At 41.5% G+C, this 20,835-nt stretch carries 22 protein-coding genes; 21 read left to right on the top strand and 1 reads right to left on the bottom strand.

The genetic code is table 11. The annotated features are described in order from the left end of the window. The first annotated feature begins 3 nt into the window (after positions 1-3). The 9 genes from CES82_RS05430 to CES82_RS05390 all read left to right on the top strand — a co-directional run bounded on the left by CES82_RS05430 (position 4) and on the right by CES82_RS05390 (position 9,250). The gene (locus CES82_RS05430) at positions 4-1,887 is read left to right on the top strand and encodes an ABC-F family ATP-binding cassette domain-containing protein (RefSeq protein ID WP_098824297.1); all 1,884 of its coding nucleotides are present in this window, start codon (positions 4-6) and stop codon (positions 1,885-1,887) included. 19 nt (positions 1,888-1,906) lie between these two features. After that, positions 1,907-2,857 carry a thymidylate synthase gene (locus CES82_RS05425; RefSeq protein WP_098824296.1) on the top strand — a complete coding sequence of 317 codons (951 nt, stop codon included), beginning with the start codon at positions 1,907-1,909 and terminating at the stop codon, positions 2,855-2,857. Between the two features lie 10 nt (positions 2,858-2,867). Further along, a complete protein-coding gene (locus CES82_RS05420; RefSeq protein WP_098824295.1) occupies positions 2,868-3,356 on the top strand; it encodes a dihydrofolate reductase in 489 nt (162 codons plus the stop codon). A 603-nt stretch (positions 3,357-3,959) separates the two neighbouring features. Then, the gene (locus tag CES82_RS05415; RefSeq protein ID WP_098824294.1) at positions 3,960-5,156 is read left to right on the top strand and encodes an ABC transporter substrate-binding protein; all 1,197 of its coding nucleotides are present in this window, start codon (positions 3,960-3,962) and stop codon (positions 5,154-5,156) included. A 106-nt stretch (positions 5,157-5,262) separates the two neighbouring features. Beyond that, the gene (locus CES82_RS05410) at positions 5,263-6,141 is read left to right on the top strand and encodes a branched-chain amino acid ABC transporter permease (RefSeq protein ID WP_098824293.1); all 879 of its coding nucleotides are present in this window, start codon (positions 5,263-5,265) and stop codon (positions 6,139-6,141) included. Positions 6,142-6,150: 9 nt separating this feature from the next. Continuing rightward, positions 6,151-7,110, top strand: coding sequence for a branched-chain amino acid ABC transporter permease (locus CES82_RS05405; RefSeq protein WP_098824385.1), 960 nt, complete (start codon positions 6,151-6,153; stop codon positions 7,108-7,110). Then, on the top strand, positions 7,107-7,886 hold the full coding sequence (locus CES82_RS05400; RefSeq protein WP_098824292.1) for an ABC transporter ATP-binding protein: 780 nt from the start codon (positions 7,107-7,109) through the stop codon (positions 7,884-7,886). Before CES82_RS05405 ends, CES82_RS05400 begins: the two co-directional genes overlap by 4 nt. Before the next feature lie 2 nt (positions 7,887-7,888). Continuing rightward, entirely contained in the window at positions 7,889-8,599 is a 711-nt protein-coding gene (locus CES82_RS05395) for an ABC transporter ATP-binding protein (RefSeq protein WP_098824291.1), read from the top strand. A 3-nt stretch (positions 8,600-8,602) separates the two neighbouring features. After that, a complete protein-coding gene (locus CES82_RS05390; protein ID WP_098824290.1) occupies positions 8,603-9,250 on the top strand; it encodes a CBS and ACT domain-containing protein in 648 nt (215 codons plus the stop codon). A 226-nt stretch (positions 9,251-9,476) separates the two neighbouring features. Here CES82_RS05390 and trhA read toward each other — a convergent pair whose 3' ends face one another. Continuing rightward, positions 9,477-10,142: a PAQR family membrane homeostasis protein TrhA gene (gene trhA / locus CES82_RS05385; protein WP_098824289.1), complete on the bottom strand. Its 666-nt coding sequence runs from the start codon at positions 10,140-10,142 to the stop codon at positions 9,477-9,479. 205 nt (positions 10,143-10,347) lie between these two features. On the opposite strand from trhA, the gene CES82_RS05380 reads away from it, so the two are divergent. The 12 genes from CES82_RS05380 to CES82_RS05325 all read left to right on the top strand — a co-directional run bounded on the left by CES82_RS05380 (position 10,348) and on the right by CES82_RS05325 (position 20,246). After that, positions 10,348-11,193, top strand: coding sequence for a DegV family protein (locus CES82_RS05380; protein ID WP_098824288.1), 846 nt, complete (start codon positions 10,348-10,350; stop codon positions 11,191-11,193). Positions 11,194-11,346: 153 nt separating this feature from the next. Next, on the top strand, positions 11,347-12,258 hold the full coding sequence (locus CES82_RS05375) for a GDSL-type esterase/lipase family protein (protein WP_098824287.1): 912 nt from the start codon (positions 11,347-11,349) through the stop codon (positions 12,256-12,258). A 16-nt stretch (positions 12,259-12,274) separates the two neighbouring features. Continuing rightward, positions 12,275-12,901, top strand: coding sequence for a YpmS family protein (locus CES82_RS05370; protein ID WP_225364845.1), 627 nt, complete (start codon positions 12,275-12,277; stop codon positions 12,899-12,901). Between the two features lie 13 nt (positions 12,902-12,914). After that, a complete protein-coding gene (locus CES82_RS05365) occupies positions 12,915-13,133 on the top strand; it encodes a YozE family protein (protein WP_098824286.1) in 219 nt (72 codons plus the stop codon). Positions 13,134-13,217: 84 nt separating this feature from the next. After that, positions 13,218-13,427 carry a hypothetical protein gene (locus CES82_RS05360; RefSeq protein WP_098824285.1) on the top strand — a complete coding sequence of 70 codons (210 nt, stop codon included), beginning with the start codon at positions 13,218-13,220 and terminating at the stop codon, positions 13,425-13,427. A gap of 147 nt (positions 13,428-13,574) precedes the next feature. After that, a complete protein-coding gene (locus tag CES82_RS05355) occupies positions 13,575-13,994 on the top strand; it encodes a MarR family winged helix-turn-helix transcriptional regulator (RefSeq protein WP_098824284.1) in 420 nt (139 codons plus the stop codon). Next, complete coding sequence (locus CES82_RS05350) at positions 13,991-15,373, top strand: MDR family MFS transporter (RefSeq protein WP_098824283.1); 1,383 nt, start codon at positions 13,991-13,993, stop codon at positions 15,371-15,373. The genes CES82_RS05355 and CES82_RS05350 overlap by 4 nt, the downstream gene beginning before the upstream one ends. 760 nt (positions 15,374-16,133) lie before the next feature. Then, on the top strand, positions 16,134-16,697 hold the full coding sequence (locus CES82_RS05345) for a hypothetical protein (protein WP_098824282.1): 564 nt from the start codon (positions 16,134-16,136) through the stop codon (positions 16,695-16,697). A gap of 94 nt (positions 16,698-16,791) precedes the next feature. Beyond that, the gene (locus CES82_RS05340) at positions 16,792-17,175 is read left to right on the top strand and encodes a hypothetical protein (RefSeq protein WP_098824281.1); all 384 of its coding nucleotides are present in this window, start codon (positions 16,792-16,794) and stop codon (positions 17,173-17,175) included. A gap of 173 nt (positions 17,176-17,348) precedes the next feature. Then, positions 17,349-18,140 (top strand): CAP domain-containing protein, encoded by a 792-nt coding sequence (locus tag CES82_RS05335; protein WP_098824280.1) that lies wholly within the window; start codon positions 17,349-17,351, stop codon positions 18,138-18,140. 416 nt (positions 18,141-18,556) lie between these two features. Then, on the top strand, positions 18,557-19,153 hold the full coding sequence (locus CES82_RS05330) for a hypothetical protein (RefSeq protein WP_098824279.1): 597 nt from the start codon (positions 18,557-18,559) through the stop codon (positions 19,151-19,153). Positions 19,154-19,340: 187 nt separating this feature from the next. After that, a complete protein-coding gene (locus CES82_RS05325; RefSeq protein WP_098824278.1) occupies positions 19,341-20,246 on the top strand; it encodes a hypothetical protein in 906 nt (301 codons plus the stop codon). The last annotated feature ends 589 nt before the right edge of the window (positions 20,247-20,835 follow it).

The following is a 20,835-nucleotide window of genomic DNA, read 5'->3' as shown; positions in this document are numbered from 1 at the left end:
CAAATGCAAACCTTAAGAGCAGAAGGATTGACCCGAACTTATGGTGAAAAAACACTATTTGACAAGGTCGACTTCATTATTAACGAAAATGATCGAATTGGTTTAATTGGAACTAATGGTAGTGGGAAGACCAGTTTATTGGATACTTTAGCTGGGCTGGCTCAATATTCGGGTGACATTATTACACCTAACGACTATTCCATTGCGTACTTAAAACAAGAACCAGAATTCAATGACGAACAGACGATTATGGATGCTATTTTTTCGGGTTCACAAAAAGTCTTTAAGATTATCCGGCGTTACGAGGACACCTTAGCGGCTTACAGTGAGGACCCTGAAGATCAGAAGAAGCAGCAACAATACATGGATGCGGAAGCACAGATGAACGAAGCTGATGCTTGGAACGCCGAAAGCGACGTTAAAACCATTTTGACGCAGCTGCACATCATGGATTTGAATCAGCAGATGGGAACACTATCTGGTGGTCAGCGTAAACGGGTTGGTTTAGCACAAGTGTTAATTCAGGCGCCTGACCTCTTATTACTGGACGAACCGACCAACCACTTGGATTTTGATTCCATTGACTGGCTGGAAAACTATTTAGCTAACTACAAGGGTGCTTTACTAGTTGTTACCCATGATCGTTACTTCTTGGATCAAGTTGCTAACCATATTTGGGAGTTATCCTTTGGTCGGCTATTTCACTACGACGGTAACTACCAAGATTATGTGGGTCAAAAAGCCGAACGGGTGGAGCAGGAAGCCAATGCCGACCATAAGCAGCAGCAACTCTACAAGCAAGAACTGGCTTGGATGAAGGCTGGGGCACATGCCCGTTCAACCAAACAGCAGGCACGGATCAACCGGTTTAATAAGATTAAAGAAAATCTTGGTACCACACCGACGGAACAGGATGTGTCGATAGATTTGGGACAGTCACGTTTGGGCAAACAAGTGATTGAACTCAAGGATGCCAATTTAAAATTAGATGATCATCTGATTTTACAAGATTTTAACCTGTTGATTCAGGCTGGTGACCGAATTGGTATTTCCGGCGAAAATGGGGCGGGAAAATCCTCGCTCTTAAACGTTATGGCACAGCGCCTACCTCTTGACTCAGGTACGGTAACGATTGGTGAGACGGTCAAAATGGCCTATTATACGCAACGTACTGAACCGATTCCAGACGATAAGCGAATCATTAACTACCTCAGTGAAGTGGGGAATAATGTGACCGACAAAGATGGCCATTCTGTTTCTGTGTCAGAATTATTGGAACAATTTCTGTTTCCAAGGTTCATGCACGGAACGTTGATTCGCAAGTTATCTGGTGGTGAGAAACGCCGGTTGTACTTGTTGAAATTACTCATGGAACAGCCCAACGTGCTCTTTTTAGATGAACCGACTAACGATTTGGATATTTCCACACTGACGGTGCTGGAAGATTATATTAATCATTTCAACGGAACCGTGATTACCGTTTCTCATGACCGTTATTTCTTGGATAAGGTTGCAGACAAGTTACTAATTTTTGATGGCAACGGGAAAATTGAACGCTACAGTGGTCAATTTACCGAGTATTTAGCTAATCAAAAAAAGTCGCAGCCAAGCGGGAAAAAGTCTGCGCCTAAGCCTAAACCCGTTTCGGAAGCACCCGTCAAGCAAACCAAAACAAAGCTGACTTACAAAGAACAGCTTGAGTGGGATGGTATTGAAGACGAGATTGATGCCTTAGAAAAGAAAAAGGCTGACTTGCAGGCAAAAATGAACCAGAACGGCGATAATTATGATAAATTAGCTACATTACAGGCTGACTTTGAAGCCACGGACAAGAAATTGGACGAAAAAATGACGCGGTGGGATTATTTAAGTCAGTATGTTGAATAAAGAATGAGAGGTTTTTTCAATGCTTGAAGACGCGTATTTAAATTTGGAACGCTACGTTTTGAAAAATGGGCATCGTAAATCTGACCGGACGGGAACGGGAACCATCAGTGTTTTTGGCTATCAGATGCGCTTTGACCTCAGTCAGGGATTCCCGTTACTGACCACGAAGAAAGTGCCCTTTGGGTTAATCAAAAGTGAATTGCTCTGGTTCTTGCATGGGGATACCAACATTCAATTTTTACTCAAACATCACAACCATATTTGGGATGAATGGGCCTTTCAAAAGTTCGTTGAGTCCAGTGATTACCATGGGCCAGATATGACCGATTTTGGTCGTCGTTCACTGGTTGATGAAGCGTTTAATGAGACTTATAAACAAGAAAAAAAGGCCTTTTGCAAACGAATTGTTGAAGATGACGCGTTTGCTGCCCAATATGGCTCATTAGGTAACGTATATGGGGCGCAGTGGCGAGCATGGAAAACTAGTAAGGGCGAAACCATTGACCAACTAGGAAACGTTATCGAAACACTGAAAACTCATCCGGATTCACGGCGCATGATCGTTTCGGCCTGGAATCCTGAAGACGTGCCTGGCATGGCACTACCACCTTGCCACACTATGTTCCAGTTCTATGTCAACGATGGCAAGTTGAGCTGTCAGTTATACCAGCGGTCTGCCGATATTTTTCTTGGCGTGCCGTTTAACATCGCTAGCTATGCATTGCTGACCAATTTAATTGCTAAAGAAGTGGGCTTAGAACCTGGCGATTTTGTCCACACCTTTGGCGATGCTCATATTTACAGCAATCACATCGAACAAGTTAAAACGCAGCTTTCAAGAACGCCTGCTGAAGCACCTAAATTAGTTTTGAATCCTGACAAGTCCAGTATTTTTGACTACGATATGGACGATATCAGTGTGACTAATTACCATCCGGCACCAGCAATCAAGGCACCAGTGGCCGTTTAGGGGTGATTTCATGATATTTATCTGGGCGGAAGATCAGCACCATGCCATTGGGTATAAGGGACAGTTGCCGTGGCATCTGCCAGCTGATATGGCGTTTTTTAAGCAGCATACCATGGGTAACACGCTCATCTCCGGCAGCCGGACGTTTGCCAGCTACCGAAAACCGTTGCCACACCGAAAAAACATTGTGCTGACCACGCGAACTGCCACTGATTATCCCAGTGGCGTTGAAGTGCTGCACAGTGCAGCCGAAGTGGTGGCTTACGAAAAAGCACATCCGGACGAAACCGTGATCATCAGTGGAGGCGCCAGGGTCTTTGAAAGTCTGTTGCCTGACGTTGATACGCTGTTGCGGACGCGCGTGTTACACACGTTTAAGGCTGATACTTATATGCCTGAAATTGATTACAGCCAGTTTCAGTTAGTTGAATCGATATCTCACGAGCCAGACGAAAAGAATCCGTATGGCCTAGTTTTTGAACGCTGGGAACGACGATAAAAATCGCTCATTATGATGACCTGCTAGTCATTATACTGAGCGATTTTTATGTTAACTGGACTGTTTTTTAAAATGAGCGCATTCTCATAATCTTATTTTTTAAAATGAGAGATAAATATTAAAGAAAAAATATCAAAAAATATTTTCTTATAAACGTTGATTTGAAGCTATTTAGAGAGAAAATCATTAAGTGAATATGCCATCAAATCATTAAAATTTAAAAATAATTGTTGACGAATTATGAGTTTTCAATTATAGTTACATCATTCACCAAGTACAAAAATTCTGACAGGAGGTTACATCGCATGAAAAATTCAAACGTTCAAAAACTTAATGTAACTTCTGCTCGTCAGAATTTAGTCTTATTATTAAAAACTAAGGACGCAACTATTAGCTAGTAGCCAAGCTACTGCTTAAACTAAGTTGAGCCCTTATTAATGCGTTTTTAATGATGAGGGCTTGATGATTAAATTCTGACTTCAAACCTCATTCATTAAACTGAATGAGGTTTTTTTATTGCTTTGGCACGAGGAGGGAAGTTAGTCAGGCAAGTCGTATCACACATATTACACATAAATTATATAGGGAAAGTGGGAAATACTTATGAATAACAAAATGATTAAACGAGTCACAGGAATTGCAGCAATTGCCATGTCAGCCGTCATCTTTGCGGGATGTTCAACCGCTAAGACAACCAGTCAGGGAAATGATCAAACAGGAAGTACCGTAAAAATTGGGGTCAACCTAGAACTTTCAGGAGCTGCCGCAGGTTACGGGAACCAAATGAAACAAGGGGTTCAGATGGCTACTAACGAAATTAACAGCAAGGGTGGCGTGAACGTTAACGGTAAAAAGAAGAAGATCAAGCTGATTATTAAGGATAACAAGACTTCCACGAGTACTTCAGCTTCAGTTGCAGCACAGCTGGTTAATAACGATAAAGTAAATGCCATTATTGGAACAGCAACCACTAACGCCGGTACTGCCGCAATTCCTAACGAAACAAAGGCTAAAGTACCTGCATTGAGCCCATCCGCAACTGATCCAAACTTCACCCTTCAAAAGAATGGTAAAGCTCAGCCATACGTTTTCCGGGCATGTTACCAAAACAACTTCCAAGGTGGTACAGGTGCTAAGTTCGTCTACAACAATTTGAAAGCTAAACGCGTAGCCGTGCTTGGTGACAACTCAACTGATTATGGGACTGGCCTTGCGAAATCCTTTAAGAAACAGTTCAAGGGTAAAGTTGTTGATACTCAGTACTTCTCAGCTGGGGACAAAGACTTCAATGCTATTTTGACTTCATTCAAGAATAAGAAAGTTGACGCTATTTACGCACCAGGTTACTACTCAGAAATTGGTTTGATTATCAAGCAAGCTCGTCAAATCGGTTTGAACGTTCCAATCGTTGGTTCTGATGGCATGGCTGATGCCAAACTGGTTCAAATCGCCGGTGCTAAGAACGCTTCAAACATTTACTACACCACACCATTCTCAAAGACAGTTGCAGAAAAGAATCCAACTGCTGTTAAATTCATGAACGCTTACAAAGCACGTTACCACACCGATGCACCAACTTTCTCAGCATTGGCATACGATTCAACATACATGATCAAACAAGCTATTGAAAGTCAAAAATCCGCTAACTCCGTTAAGATCACTAAGGGTCTTGCAAACATCAAAGACTTCAACGGTGTTACAGGTAAAATCACTATCGATAGCAAGCACGATGCCAACAAGCCAATCGCTGTTGAACATCTGAACAATGGTAAGGTCGTTGGTTCTACTCAAATTCAATAATTGATCACTGGAGCTTCCCTTTAGGGGGCTCTCGTGAACGGGCTAGGATGCCTGCTGACGAGAGCTTCCAAGCTGGAAATCTAACTACATAAAGGAGGGTGACATCTTGACAACACTCTTTCAACAACTTATAAACGGCCTTTCGCTTGGAAGCATTTACGCTTTGCTGGCACTGGGCTACACCATGGTTTATGGCATCATTAAACTGATTAACTTCGCGCATGGGGACATCTATATGTTAGGCGCCTTTTGGGGCTACTACACCATTAACTTCTGGCACTTTAACTTTATCTTTGCATTATTATCAGCCATGGTTGTCTGCGCGGCAGCCGGGGTAATCATTGAGTACTTTGCTTACCGGCCACTGAGACACGCGCCACGCATTACGGCTTTGATTACTGCCATTGGTGTTTCTTATTTTCTTGAAAATGGCATGTCGTACTTGTACGGTGCCGACACTCGGAATTTTCCTCAGGTCATCAAACAAGTGAACTACAACCTTTGGGGGGTTCGGGTCTCAAACATTCAGATTTTGATTTTGGGAACAGCCTGCCTGTTGATGATCTTGCTGCAACTGATCATTAAAAAGACGAAAATGGGTCGCGCTATGCGAGCTGTTTCAGTTGATCCTGATGCAGCTGAACTGGTTGGTATCAACATTAACCGTACGATTTCGTTCACCTTCGCCTTAGGGTCATCCATGGCTGGTGCAGCCGGTGTTTTAATTGGGCTTTATTACAACTCAATTGATCCGTTGATGGGAATGACGCCAGGGATCAAAGCCTTTGTTGCTGCCGTTGTTGGTGGAATTGGTTCAATTCCAGGTGCATCTCTCGGTGGGTTCTTGATTGGTATCTTGGAAACAGCCGTTCAATCCGTTGGCCTTTCAGCGTACAAGGATGCCGCGGTTTATCTGGTCTTAATTATCATTCTTCTGGTACTGCCAGCTGGTATTTTCGGCAAAAACGTCAAAGAAAAGGTTTAGGTGATGACTTTGAAAGCAAACTTGAAATATAATATTTGCTGGTTGATTTTGATGGTCGCTGGCTTTTACTTGATGAACACCTTGATCTTAGCAGGGGTAATTGATTCATTTCTAGAAAACATGGTGGTGACTATTGGGATTAACATTATGCTGGCTGTTGGGTTGAACCTCATCATTGGTTTTGCTGGTCAGTTCTCCCTTGGTCACGCTGGGTTTATGGCGGTTGGTGCCTACGCCACTGCAATTATTATTAGTAAAACACCGACCGCAGGGGCCCTTTACCTCTCAATTATTGTTGGGGTGATCATCGCCATTATTGCGGCATTGATCGTAGGAATCCCAACGCTGCGTCTGCGCGGTGATTACCTGGCTATTGCCACCATGGGTGCTGCTGAGATCATTCGAATCATTATTAATAATATGAAAATTACTAACGGACCTTCGGGGATGTTTAATATTCCGCAATTTGCTACTTGGCCCGTGGTTTATATCATGGTTTGTGTGACCACCATTATCATCGTGAACTTTATACATAGTCGTGGTGGTCGGGCAGCTCTAGCTGTTAGAGAAGACGAGATTGCCGCAGAATCAATGGGAATCAATATCTTTAAGTGGAAATTGGCTGCTTTCGTATTAGGTGCAGCAACCGCTGCTGTTGCAGGTTCGATGCAGGCTTCATATCTCCAGACCATTGCGCCAAACAACTTTAACATCATGGAGTCAATCGCCATCTTGATCATCGTTGTTCTTGGTGGCGTTGGGAGTATCACGGGTAGTTTCGTCGCTGCCATTATCCTGGGGGTTGTGGATACCGCTCTACAAAACTTCGGTGCGCTGCGTATGGTGATTTACGCCGTGGTACTGATCCTGATCATGATTTTCAAACCATCAGGGATCATGGGTTCTACAGAGCTGTCATTTAAACGGCTCTTTAATCGCAAGAATAAGAAGGTGGGTGCAAAATCATGACAACACTTTTGAATGTTGAAAATCTAGTCAAAAACTTTGGTGGTCTGACTGCCGTTTCTGATGTGAATATGCACCTTAACGATGATGAATTAGTTGCCTTGATTGGCCCTAATGGTGCTGGTAAAACGACTTTGTTTAATTTACTGACCGGCGTGATTGTTCCAAGCACGGGTTCAATCACTTTTCGGGGAACTGACGGTGTAATTCCACTGAACGGCATGAAGACCTACAAAATTGCCAATCTTGGAATGGGCAGAACCTTTCAAAACATCCGTCTATTCAAGGAGCTATCAGTATTAGATAATGTGCTTATTGCGATGACGGCTCATTATAAGGAGAATTTTATCCAGTCAATTTTCCGTTCACCAAAATTTTACAAAACAGAAGCTCAGATTCGTGAAGAAGCCATTGAACTGCTAAAAATTTTTGATCTGCAAGACGATTTGGATAAACAAGCGAAAAACTTGCCTTACGGGATTCAACGACGGCTAGAAATCGTCCGTAGTTTAGCAACGAAACCGAAGATCCTATTTTTGGATGAACCGGCAGCAGGCATGAACCCCGAAGAAACGGCTGATTTAACTCGTTTGATTCGCCAGGTTCAGCGTGATTTTCACATTACTGTTCTGTTGATTGAACACGACATGTCACTGGTCATGAACCTGGCCTCAAGGATTTATGTATTGGATCACGGTTCATTATTGGCAGAAGGTACACCAACTGAAATTCAGCAAAATGACGCTGTGATCAAAGCGTACTTGGGAGAGGAGGAATAGCGATGACCATGCTTGAAGTTAAGGATCTCGCTGTAAATTACGGTGTGATCAACGCGGTGAAGGGCGTCAGTTTCAAGATTAATCAGGGCGAAATTGTTTCGCTGATCGGTGCTAACGGTGCTGGCAAAACCACCATCCTAAAGACGATTTCGGGTCTACTAAAATCGGTGGGCGGCACTATCACTTACGAAGGTAAAAATTTGCAAAAGCAAAAAGCACCTAAAATTGTGGCTGCTGGTATTTCACAGGTACCAGAAGGTCGTCATATCTTCCCTGGAATGTCTGTACGGGAAAACCTGCAAATGGGCGCGTTCCTTCAAAATAATCGGGCAGAAATTGATGCCAGTTTTGAGACCGTCTATTCACGCTTCCCGGTGTTAAAAGAACGGCTCAATCAGGATGCCGCCACGCTTTCAGGTGGTGAACAGCAGATGCTAGCTATGGGCCGGGCACTGATGTCTAAGCCAAAGCTACTCTTACTGGATGAACCTTCAATGGGGCTGGCTCCGATTTTTATTAATGAAATTTTCGATATCGTAAAAGCAATTAAGGAGCAAGGCACCACGGTACTGCTCATTGAACAAAACGCTAAAAAAGCACTGTCGATTGCTGACCGTGGCTATGTATTGGCCAGCGGTGAAGTAAAAATGACGGGGACGGGCCAGGAATTGTTGGCTAATCAAGACGTCCAAAAAGCATATCTAGGAGGTTAGACGATGAGTGTTGCAGATTATATGACAGATAGGGTGATCACGGTATCACCGGATACAAAAATCAATATGGCAGTGAACGTGATGAAGGATAATCAAATTCATCGGTTACCGGTGATTGACGGCGATAAATTAGTCGGCATCGTCACAGAAGGGACCATTCAAGCAGCTTCACCGTCTAAAGCCACCAGTTTATCGATCTACGAGGTCAACTACCTCTTAAACAAGATGACCGTGGGCGAGATTATGGAAAAAGAGGTTAAAACCATTTCCAAAGACGCCCAACTAGAGGATGCCATCTCAACCATGCGGCACCATGACGTTGGCGTGTTACCGGTGATGGACGGGGAACAAGTTGTGGGCATCATTACTACTAATGACGTGTTAGACGGCTTCCTAGATATCACCGATTACTTCGTGGATGCTACCGTGGTACAAGTGATGATCGAACATGACCGTAAAGGCGTTATTTATGAAATGGGTAAGATTATGGCCGATAATGGCTTCAACATTCAAACGTTAATCGTTACCCGTAATCTGGGACCAATCATGATTGAAATGCACGTGGATAAAACCGATGGTGTTGCCGTTAAAAAGGCACTGGAAGATGCTGGCTATTCGGTACGGTTAGTGGTAAGTCAGAAGGTAAAATAAGCGTGTGTTACAAGTCGATACTGGTAAGTATTTCAATTAATTTTTTAAATAAAGTTGGATTGTAAGTATCCTTTGGTTCGATACGTCAACATAGCCTACTCGTGCTCCAAAACTCAGATTCCGGCCATTTAACGTAAAAATTAGGCCTATCCCGACCAAGTTCGCCGGGATAGGCCTAATTTTTACGTTAAATTCTGGAATCTACCAAGTTTTGTCACACATTTATTTAGGCATATAGCAAGATTGAGAAGTACATTAAAATCGTCCCTAACAGCACAAATAAATGCCAGATGACATGACCAAATTTGATGCTCTTAAAGCTATAAATCACTGCCCCTAATGTAAAAGCAACTCCGCCCAATACTAATAGCGTGAAACCGCGAACGCCAAGGCCGTAGAACAATTGCTTGAAACCGAGGACGCAAAACCAGCCCATGATTACGTAGATCACCGTGGATAGTTTCTGGAATTTACCCAACCAGAGACATTTGTAAACCACACCAAGGATTGCCATGGCCCAAATAACGCCAAAAATGACCCAGCCCAGCGTACCTTTGATGACCACCAAACAATATGGGGTATACGTACCCGCAATCAATAAGTAAATCGCACAGTGGTCAAAGATTTGGAATAAGTGACTGGCACGAGTGAAGTAGAGGCTGTGAAAAAGGGTTGAGGCTAAGTAAAAGATGACCAGCAATGCACCGTAGATACTGTATGCAGTGATACGCATTGCGCCACCTTCATGAACACCACGAATGATCAGTAACACTAATCCGGCGATGCTCAACCCGACCCCAATACCATGGGTAACCGAGTTGAGCACTTCATTAATGATTTGGTACTTTCTGGAAAATTCCGGCTTTGTTTTTAGGTGTTTGGATTGAATCATGGGGCATCCTCCTTGATGAAAATTTTGAATAAATCAGCATGAATGGCTCGTTAATATCTTTTAAATATGCTGTTAGCAAGCGCTTTAACGCCTTGTTACACGTTGGTTCATCTGCTATACTATTATCGAATCGTTTTCATGCACTAAAATTAATTGTAGCATGAAAACACCTACAATGGGGAAGAAAGCGTGGTTATAATCAATCATGGCAACTGTCAAAATAGTCACTGATTCATCTGCGGGTTTAACAGATGAAGAAGTTGAAAAATATCATATTACAATCGTGCCGTTAACGGTCATGATCGATGATGTGGTTTACGTTGAACGCCACACCATCACTAATGAAGAGTTTATTAATAAAATGGAACATTCAAAGGTGTTCCCAAAGACGAGCCAGCCACCACTAGGCGATTTCATCAAAGTTTTTGATGAACTGGGTGCTGATGGTAGTCCAGTCGTCTGCTTGAATATGCTGGAAGCAATCAGTGGTACGGTACATACGGCAGAACAAGCTGCCAAGATTTCGAAGTCTGATGTTACCGTTGTTGATAGCGGCACTACTGATCGGGCACTGGCCTTTCAATGCATTGAAGCTGCTAAGGCCGCTGAAAAGGGTGCATCCGTTGATGAAGTTGTGGCTATTACCAAGAAGGTTCAGAAAAACACCCGTCTATACATGGGTGTGATGACCTTGGACAACCTGGTTAAGGGCGGCCGGATCAACCGAATGACGGGGGCAATCTCATCATTATTGAATATCAAGATCGTGCTTCAGGTCGGTGATGGTCAATTAAACATCCGTACCAAGGGTCGCGGCATGAAGACCATTGACCGATTCTATGACAAGGTTTATGAACAAATGAAAAACACGCCAAACATCAAAGCCATCGGTATTTCTCACGTACACGCTGAAGGCATGGTTGACGACATTTTAAAGCATCTTAAACCCATGTTTCCTAACATTGATATTTTGGTTCGTGAAACGGTACCAATCATTGCGACCCATGGTGGACCAGGTGCCTTCGCGTTAGTTTACTATTTTGATGACTAGCGTTGTGACAACGGAAATTTAACTAAAACTTAGTCCGATAACGGCGGTTGGCCGTATAGAATAAATGAGATGGCCAGATGACCATCTCATTTGTCATTTTAAGTCATGTAACTTATAGAATAATGCGTATACGCTTAATGAAGGGGTTTTGACATGCATCGATTTTTAAAGTGGTTCTCGGCGTTATTAATCTTGATAGTGATCATCGGTGGCGGGTGGTTTTGGCTTCAGCATCAGTCAGGTTCCAAGAGTACCCAGCAAAAACGTCCTATTGTCCTGAAAACGGTTAGGGTCGTGGGGGTCGGTGATTCATTGACCCAAGGGATCGGCTATGATCATGATCATTCAGGATATTTACCGATTTTAAAGCAACAGCTTAGCCAGACCTATTACGTTAAACCGCAAACCGCAAATTACGGGATTGGTGGCGAACGCAGTGATCAAATCGATCATCGCGTCCAAACCAATCAGAAGTTACGTCGTTCGTTGCGTCGAGCGGACGTGATTGCGCTGACAGCGGGTGGCAATGACCTGCTGCAGTCCTTAGAAAAAAACATTATGGTGAACAGTGATGCTCAGATGACTCAAAAGATGGCGCCACTGAAGACTGAGTATCAGCAAAAACTGACGCAATTGGTCGCTGATGTCCATGAAGTGAACCCACGTGCCCAAGTTTATTTGTTCGGCATTTATAATCCAGTGTACGTTTACTTTACCAATGCCACGATGATCAGTTCATCCGTTGACCAGTGGAATCAGGTCAATCAAAAGGTTGCTGAAAGTCAGTCACGGACGCATTTTGTCAACGTCAATTCAACACTTTCTCACGGTCAGTACCAGTCGGCTAGTGCGCAAGCTAAATTGAAGACGGAAAACCGGCAGAGTGATCAGGCCTTCGTGGATCCAGAAAAAGTTGAACAACTGTTAAAGACGCAAGATAGTAAGGAAAAGAACGCTTACTTATCCACCGAAGATCATTTTCATCCCAACAAAAAGGGTTATAATGTGATGGCGACTAAGTTAAGTCAAGCCATTCAAAATAATGTTAATTGGCGTAAACGATAGATTTTGAGGTGATGTTTTGAACACAGAAAGTCGACAAGAACATACAGCAGCAAAGAAAACCATTAATCCCTGGAAATGGGCGTTTATTGCGTTGATAGCCATTATTGTACTGGGGATTGGTACCATGGGCGTTAAGGTGTTTTCGGCACCGAAAGAAAATACCACACCCATCAACGCCTCAGCAACGGCAGCCAGTTTTAACGTGAATCTGAATAAAAAACAGTTAAACGCTATGGCCGCTTACTATTTAGGCCAGTTCCAAGATCAAAGTAAACAAAAAGTTGATTATCAGTTTGAAGTCCACAACGATGCCGTTTTAACTGGTCAAACGAAGTTACTGGGTCTGCCGGTGAACTTTGGGCTGACGTTAAAGCCAACCGTATTGGCTAACGGCAACGTTCAACTTAAGGCTGGCAAATTGGCGGTGGGACAGTTAAACGTTCCCGTCAGTGCGGTACTCAGTTACATTAAGGCACAGTATAATTTACCAAAATGGGTCGAATTAAACGTCCATCAAAAAACGATTACAATGGACCTGCAACGTTTTAGAACGAATGGCGTTCAGTATCGTGCCGAAAAAATTGATATGAACGGTGCTGGCAAATTTGAGTTTAAAGTGTTGATTCCAAAGTCTAAATCCTAAAGGAGGGGTCGTTGTGAGACAAAGTTTCTACCAATTTTTAATGACGCAGCGCAATCCCGAAGACTACGAACCCGTGGCTGAGTTTGCCAACAATGCGTTTTATGATCAGGCCTTTCCAAAGCAAGAGACGCAGTTTGACGTGTTATCCAAGTATCTCGAAGAAAACGCCAGTTATTTACCGTCCATGACGGTGTTTGACAAAGCTTGGCAAATGTATTTAGAGCAAGATTAGAGACTGGCTGATCTTTTAACTAAGTGTTATGGTAATAGTCAGAGTAACTGAACTACAAATCAGAACAGAGGCGCGCATTTAACAATGCAAGATGAAACAAATGAAGAACTTTACAACCGCTTATTTGGTCGTGGCTGGTCGTGGTTTATGCTGAAAACGGCTGCACTCAGGGAGCTAAACGAGCGGTCTGATGATGGCGACATCGAGGCTGCCAGCTACTTGCAACTCTATGAAGATGGGGTGCATATGCCTAAACGGCCGAGGATGATCATTAAATACAAGTTCACCTTTTAATCGTTAAGGGGTAAACTAAAATCTATAATTTGATTTAAATCGAAAAAACACTTGGACCTCAACTGGCCTAAGTGTTTTTTTTCGTTGTTCTCGTCGAAATATTGTGCTAACATAATCGTTAGTCAGCTAACGAAAGGGTTTGATTGAATGGAAACGAATTACGGTCGATTGATTAAATTAGCGGACAATCAGTTGATTAGACAAATGGATGAATATGCGCGTCAGTATGATTTAACCGGTACCCAAATGTCGATACTAGAGTTTCTCGCAAGTACTGAAGGTGTTTGCCTTCAACGTGATATTGAGGCGGAATTCAGCATTCGTCGGTCTACAGCCACAGTGCTGTTGCAACGTATGCAGGCTCGTGACTTGGTAAAACAAGCACGCTTCGCTAAAGATGGCCGACAAAAACAGGTCACATTGACCACTAAAGGAAAGCAACTTCAACAGGCTACACAAGCCTACATGGACCGTATTCAGGCGGGATTTGTTGAACAGTTTACTGCTTCTGAGCGAGCTGATTTTGAACGTATGCTGCAGTATTGGATCAAGGGGGTTGTAAAATGAGTGAGGCGCGAATTGAACCTCGCGTAATCGGAGCAATTTTTGCCACCGGATTACTGTCTTTTAGCGGTGTCATTGTGGAAACTGCCATGAACATTACTTTTCCCACGATTATGCATGAATTTAGTGTGAACACGAGCACCGTACAGTGGCTGACCACACTGTATCTGTTGATCGTGGCAGCGGTGATTCCGTTATCCGCGTACCTTAAACGGACGTTCAAGATGCGACGTCTCTTTATTGTCGCTAATTTATTGTTTATGCTAGGCCTGATTTTAGATGGCAGTGCCCCGGCTTTTTGGGTGTTACTGCTGGGACGTGCTGTCCAGGGCTTAGGTACTGGTATCGCTTTGCCATTAATGTTTAACATCATTTTAGAGCAGGTTCCCCGTTCGAGAATTGGTGCCATGATGGGGGTAGGGACGCTGATCACAGGGATCGCTCCAGCAATTGGTCCCACTTTTGGCGGTATAGTGACCACGTATTTGAGCTGGCGGTATATTTTTGTTTTCTTAATACCAATTCTTCTGATTTCGTTGGTATTAGGCGTTAGCTGTATTCGGCAAAAACAGCCATTACAGCCAAGTCAGCTAGATATTTTAAGTGTCGTGTTATTAATTTTAGCTTTCAGTGGTCTTATTTTTGGTGTGAGTGAATTTAATTCAAATACGATTTCGCATCTCTTCGCCTGGACTGCTTTCATAGTGGGCGTAATCGCGTTGGTCGTATTTGTTCTAAGAGAGCGGCGACAAACACAGCCCATTTTGGATTTAACACCCTTTAGTCGTGCCAGCTTTTCTCAGCACGTTTTCGCTTTCTTAATGTTTCAGATGATGGCGTTAGGACTGTCGTTTATCTTGCCGAATTATTTACAGCTTGTTAACAAAGCCACCGCATTACAAGCTGGTTTGATTGTGCTCCCTGGTGCAGCGCTTGGCGCAGTGCTAGCACCCATCAGCGGGCGTTTATACGACCACTTTGGTCCACGCCGGCCAATCTTGATTGGTACAACGATTGTGTTCGTTTCGATGATTGCGTTCGGATTATTCCGTATGCCATTGAGCGACGGTCAAGTCATTGGTTTGTACGTAGGCTTTATGTTGGGAATTGGACTGGCCTTTGGTAATGTGTTGACTGATACGCTGAACCAATTATCAAAGCAGCAACAAGCTGACGGCAACGCCATTATGAATACCCTACAGCAGTTTGCGGCTGCGCTGGGAACGGCGATTGCTTCAGCCATTGTTGCTAGCGGTCAGAAGGGACGGCCACAGGTAGCTGGTACCATGCTTGGTAGTCAGTGGGCGCTTTGGCTGTTACTGATCTTTAGTGTGATTGCATTGATCATGTTAGGTTGGACGTTGAGAAAACAGCGAGAATAGATTAGCAATCTCGATTGTGTATTTTGAGTATGGAATAATTTATGCTGGTATTTAAATCTATCAGTATTACAAGCTAAACTTGAATTTTACTTAAAAAGTCTGCTATTTTGGTAGGCTTTTTTGTGATACAAGATCACATTTATTTGTATCACTCCTTTATGCAAATATCTAAAAGTGACCTATAAATACCGATTTTTAGTTATGTTGGGATGCTGTCACATTAGTCTTGCTTCAATTTAATAGAACTATAAACCATAACCTAAATTTTCATTGACTTATAAATTAATAGAAGTAAACTAAAATTGATTCATAAGAATTTGGTAAATCAAAAGAAGGGATTTTGAATTGTCATTTTCTTATTGTATTAGAACGATGTTTTAGGGGGGAACTGTATATGTGGGAGAAAAATAGTCGGGCAGTAGCATCGAGCATCTTAATAATATTTATTTTTAGATTTAATGCTATCAATAATCACGTGAAGGGAGTGTATACCTAAGGAATCAAAAGGGAATCATAAGTTAAGTTCTGATCTGCTGGTTTGATGTTAATTTGTAAATTCATCTGAAATCGGTTAGCGCTGGTAGTGCAGCACAGATAATCAGAAACTGGATTCTCGAGTTATATGAAAATGCTTTCTCAACATTGCTGTATGGGATAAATCAACCAAAATGCTTACGGGCAAGGTTGATGGCAGGAATATGTTGATATAAAAGTAGTTTTTTTATTTAAAGTTAATTAAATAAGTTTAGAGGGTGTAAACATGAAATTTAAGAGGATACTTGGTGTTTTTTTAGCAACCATGTTCGTATTTATGGCATTTACGACCCAAGCGAATGCAAAAGTTTTGAAGTATCGGACAACTTCATCTAATTCTTTCAGTTACACAACTTATCATCAGGCGTTCATGTACGGTGGTTATGAAGGAAAAGATACACAGCTGTACACAACTTTATGGGCAGCTGCGCACCCTACAACTGCAGCAAGCGTTTCAGGATTTTATGGTGTATTTAGTGATCCGGGTTATGAAAAAATTTTTTATGCTCGCAAGGTCAAAGGGTATCCGAAAGTAATGCAGTTAAAGTACGGTAAAAACACTTGGTACGTTAGTCTTTTGGATGCTAATTTATATCGTTACAACACTTGGCGATCGGGTCATAAACTCATCTCGTTGTTGCCGCCTACTGATAAAAAACATGTTATGCTCAAAGCGCATACGCATGTTTATTCGAGTCAACCATGGTGGTATAACTGGGCTTTCAAAGCTCATCCTTATTATGATAAGTATCGTTATTCTAGTTCGCATGGGTGGTATGTATATGACTAAAAATGAGTTACTGTTTTACAAACGAGGATGTTGGGAAAATTAAGTTCAGCGGTACAGATTGTGGTAATTTTAGCTAATCAGGGGGGAATTTAACATGGATAACAATAACAGTAATAACGACAGCATGTCGAAAGAGACTAAGACAAAATGGATAATTGCAGTAGTGGTAGCAGTTCTGATTATCGGTTTTTTTGTATTAAAGCCTAAACATTTAAGTGGTAGCTATTCGCACACAATAAATGCATTTTTCACGAAATCCACAGATACGTTGAAATTTAATGGTGATAAAGTCACAGAGTATGCTGATGGAGAAAAAATGAATACTGGCACTTATAAGATTAAAAACGATCAGCTCACTGTAAAGTTTGGGCGGTTCCAGATGAATGCTACTTTATCAGACAATAAAAAGTCTTTTGTTATCACCTCAGCTACTGGTGCGAGTGACTTAGCTAGTGGTTTTAAATATACCAAAAAGTAAATAGTGAAAAGCCAACGCTCGTGTGTTTTACCAATGATGTGATAGCCAGCAGGGATAATTATGTCGTACGTTGTCTATTATTTTTGGAGATTTAGGGGTTAACATGGTTTAGAAATTTATTCTGGAATCATTGTGAAATTAGGAACAATGATTGAAGACAGGGGGAAATAATCATGAAAGTTAAAAGCATTATGATTTCAGCTGTAACGTTTTTAAGTGTGATGAGTTTTGGAGTAACAGGGGCAAAACTAGACCATACTGATACAGCTTTGGCAAAGAGTAAGACTGCTAAGGTCGTTAAGACCACAAACTACAAGTCAAAACATAAGGTTCACGTTGGGGGAGGATGGATGTATTCGAGTTCCAAACTAACCCATAAAAACCACCATATGACAAATTATTTATACACAAAGTTTTATGCAACCAAAAAAGTGACCATCCGTGAAACTAGTGGTCATACAGCTACGTTTAATTACCTGGTGTCTAAAGACGGTAAAGTAAAAGGATATGTTCCTACAAGCGATGTTTGGAATAAATGGGGATATGGTAAGTATAGTGTATCGGCATACCGAAAACAGGCCATTTCTAGCATCAATGAAGAACGTGCTAATAAGGGCTTATATGCTCTAAAAGAAAATACTAAATTGGACAAAATTGCCCAAAAGAACAGTGATCGTATGCTGAAAGATGGTAAAAAGTTTAAAGTGAACGTGGAGGGTACGCCACATGCTGGTTGGATTGTCGATAGCTATATTGCGCCAAAGTCACTTCCAATTGTTGATTATAGAAATGGTACTCAATGGGGCATGGGATCCGTTTATTCTTGGATGCGTTACACGGATCAGAATCGAGATATTGGTGCCATACCTTATATTCTCAGTAAAGATCATACGCAAATTGGTGTGGGGGGAACACAACATGGTGAAGCAATCTATATGTTCGTTCTTTTCTCCCATAATTCTTAGTGATCTAGCTATTGAAGAGTGAAGTTTCTAGGGGAATTTTTAAACATTAATATGCATGTTAGACTTTTTACAACTGCAATATATCTCCTAAATAAAGTCGTCAGGTAAGTCGGAAGATGATCCCTGGCGACTTTTATTGATATGGTGGACAGAAAGTATATCAAAATCAGAATTTTTATTAGCATGAATTAATCCAAAAGTCGATTAATTCTTAATTGCTTGCAGTGCCTCACTATCACTTGTTAATTTAAAATTCTTATAACCTATAATATCTATTATCTAATGGTGAACGGGCACTTATTGACTTATAAGTCCCTCTAGAAGTAAACTAAAATTGATCCTATAGGAAATTTTGAATCTGGGGAAATAATGTTTGAAATTGCTTACCGGAAAGAATAATTGGGAGGAAATAGCTTATGAGGAAAACAGGGAAATCAATGTTGGTGCTGGTTGCACTAGGGACAGCGTTTTTTGGTTTTAACGGCGTTAATGCGCAGGCCAAGAAAGTGACTTGGCATAAAGGGATTCCAAGTACTTTTAAAACCCATAAATATTGGGTGACTAATTATAAGGTTAAGACGGAGTATGGTAAGAACTATTACGGCCGTAAATTTATTTCATTTAGTTATAATACTGGTATTAAGGCATATGACTTTGATGAAATTAATAAGATGTATTACAAGAATGGCAAGGGTTACATTACTGATAATTTCATCAATTATGATAGCAATGGGGTCTTTACGCCTTATTTATCCTATGCAAAAACCAGCAAAAACACGTATGAATTTAAACGGACAAAACAGATGTCCGGATGGCCAGAGGAACATATTAGATTTCAAAAATCTGGGAGTTCATACAAAGTATCGACCAAGGCACTTTGGAACCATATCGATCCGAATATTGGCGGTAACCGGAGTGAGAAAAAGTGGACTAAGCTGGGGACTTTCTCGGTCTTAAAGCACGCTACTAAAAAATCGATGGACAAGCTTGACCAAAAAGATCCGCTGCGATAGGTTATGCAAAGTTTAGAATGATTGTGGCTGAAATATCAATAAACCAAAATTTTGAAATTAGGCACGATCTCTAAGGTTCAAGCGTGGTTCCACTGTCAGAGTAGCTGATGGTTATTAATTGTTTAAAATCAGCTAAGTTGGAAAGAAAAGGATCATTGATCGGTTACTTTAAGGGGAGCAAATTAAAATGAAAAATAATTTGAAACATATCACTAAAATGATGGTAGCGGCCGGTGCGGTCACGTTTGGTCTGACTGGTTTAGCAGCTACGGCGAATGCCAGCACCGTTTATCATCGGACTAGTATCAAGAACGTTAAGTCCACGGCTATGTACAGTACCTCTAATAAGGGCAAGACGTATAGCTTTAAGGGCAGTGCTGTACATTTCACTTTAAAGAGCAGTCATAATTTGAAGAGCTATCACAATTCAACATGGACTAAGGCTAAGCAGACAACTATTAAACATGGCCGTCACAGCAGCACTTATTACTATGTTAAAAATGCCAAGAACGGGGCGTCTGGCTGGGTCAACAAACTCTATATGAAGACGGGCCGTGATTATCAGCTGAGTAATCCGAAGAACGTCACCAGCAAAGATTACATTATGAAGTCTAATGGTAAAGTTTATCAGTTGAAGGGCAATAATAACTGGTTCCAGTTCAAGAGTGGTCAAAGTTTAAGTGATACTGCTACCTATGCTGTTACCGCGCAACGCAATGTTTACAAGAAGGGCAAGGCTTCTATCTATTACTATGTCGTTGGGACTGATGGTACTAAGGGCTGGACTTGGCACGGTTATCTGACTGCTGGTGATCATAAGTCAGCTACTCAAAATAATATCACCAGCTCAACTGGTAATTCTGGCCAAGCTGCTGATAGTGATGGTTTCATTCATGTTGATAATGCCAGTGAAGTTGGCTCAAAAGGGCCTGGTGTTTATACCTACACTGAAAATGCTAATGATAGCTGGACAAAGAGTGGTAATGAATGGTCTGATAAAGTGAAGAAAGCCATTGATTCATATGATATTGAAAATAAAACTGCTGCACAAATTGAAAGTGATTATAGTGGCACAATTAATGCTTGGGGATAATTTTTTCTAAGTAATCAAGTTTCATCGTTTCACGCAGATATGTGGTGTAATTGGCAGCACACGTTGTGACCTGGGTTCGATTCCCAGCATACCTATCAAGTTAAGCAAAGATCATCTATTTGATATAACAAAGCTTACTGCATGCTGTTAATAAAAAGTGCTGATACATCAGATTAGTGAATGCCCATTATGTTGCAGATATGGCGCAATTTGGGCACATTTGATAAAATTATAGACGAATGAGACGTTTGAAACCTTGTTTGTAAAAGAGTTAGACAACATGGCAACTATTCGATGGTTGAACGGTAGGCATTAATAAAAATACAATAAAGAATGAAAAAGATTTTCCATTTATAGAAGTCAAAAAAAGAGCCCGCATTATTGCGGGTTCTTTTTTATTTAACATTATTTTCTAAGCACATCATTTTAAATAAAAATGCATATCAGCGTGATTGAGCAATAATGAGCAGATTTTGTTCCTACCAAATATTGAATTGTACCCTAGGAAAGTTAAAGAATATTTACAATCGGTCTTTGGGTATAGATTGGCTATTTAACAGTTTATTGTTGAAAAAGATTAAACGCAGGT

This window comes from Secundilactobacillus silagincola (genome assembly GCF_002583405.1).
GTDB classification, from domain to species: Bacteria; Bacillota; Bacilli; order Lactobacillales; family Lactobacillaceae; genus Secundilactobacillus; species Secundilactobacillus silagincola.
This window is presented reverse-complemented; position numbering and strand designations above follow the sequence as displayed.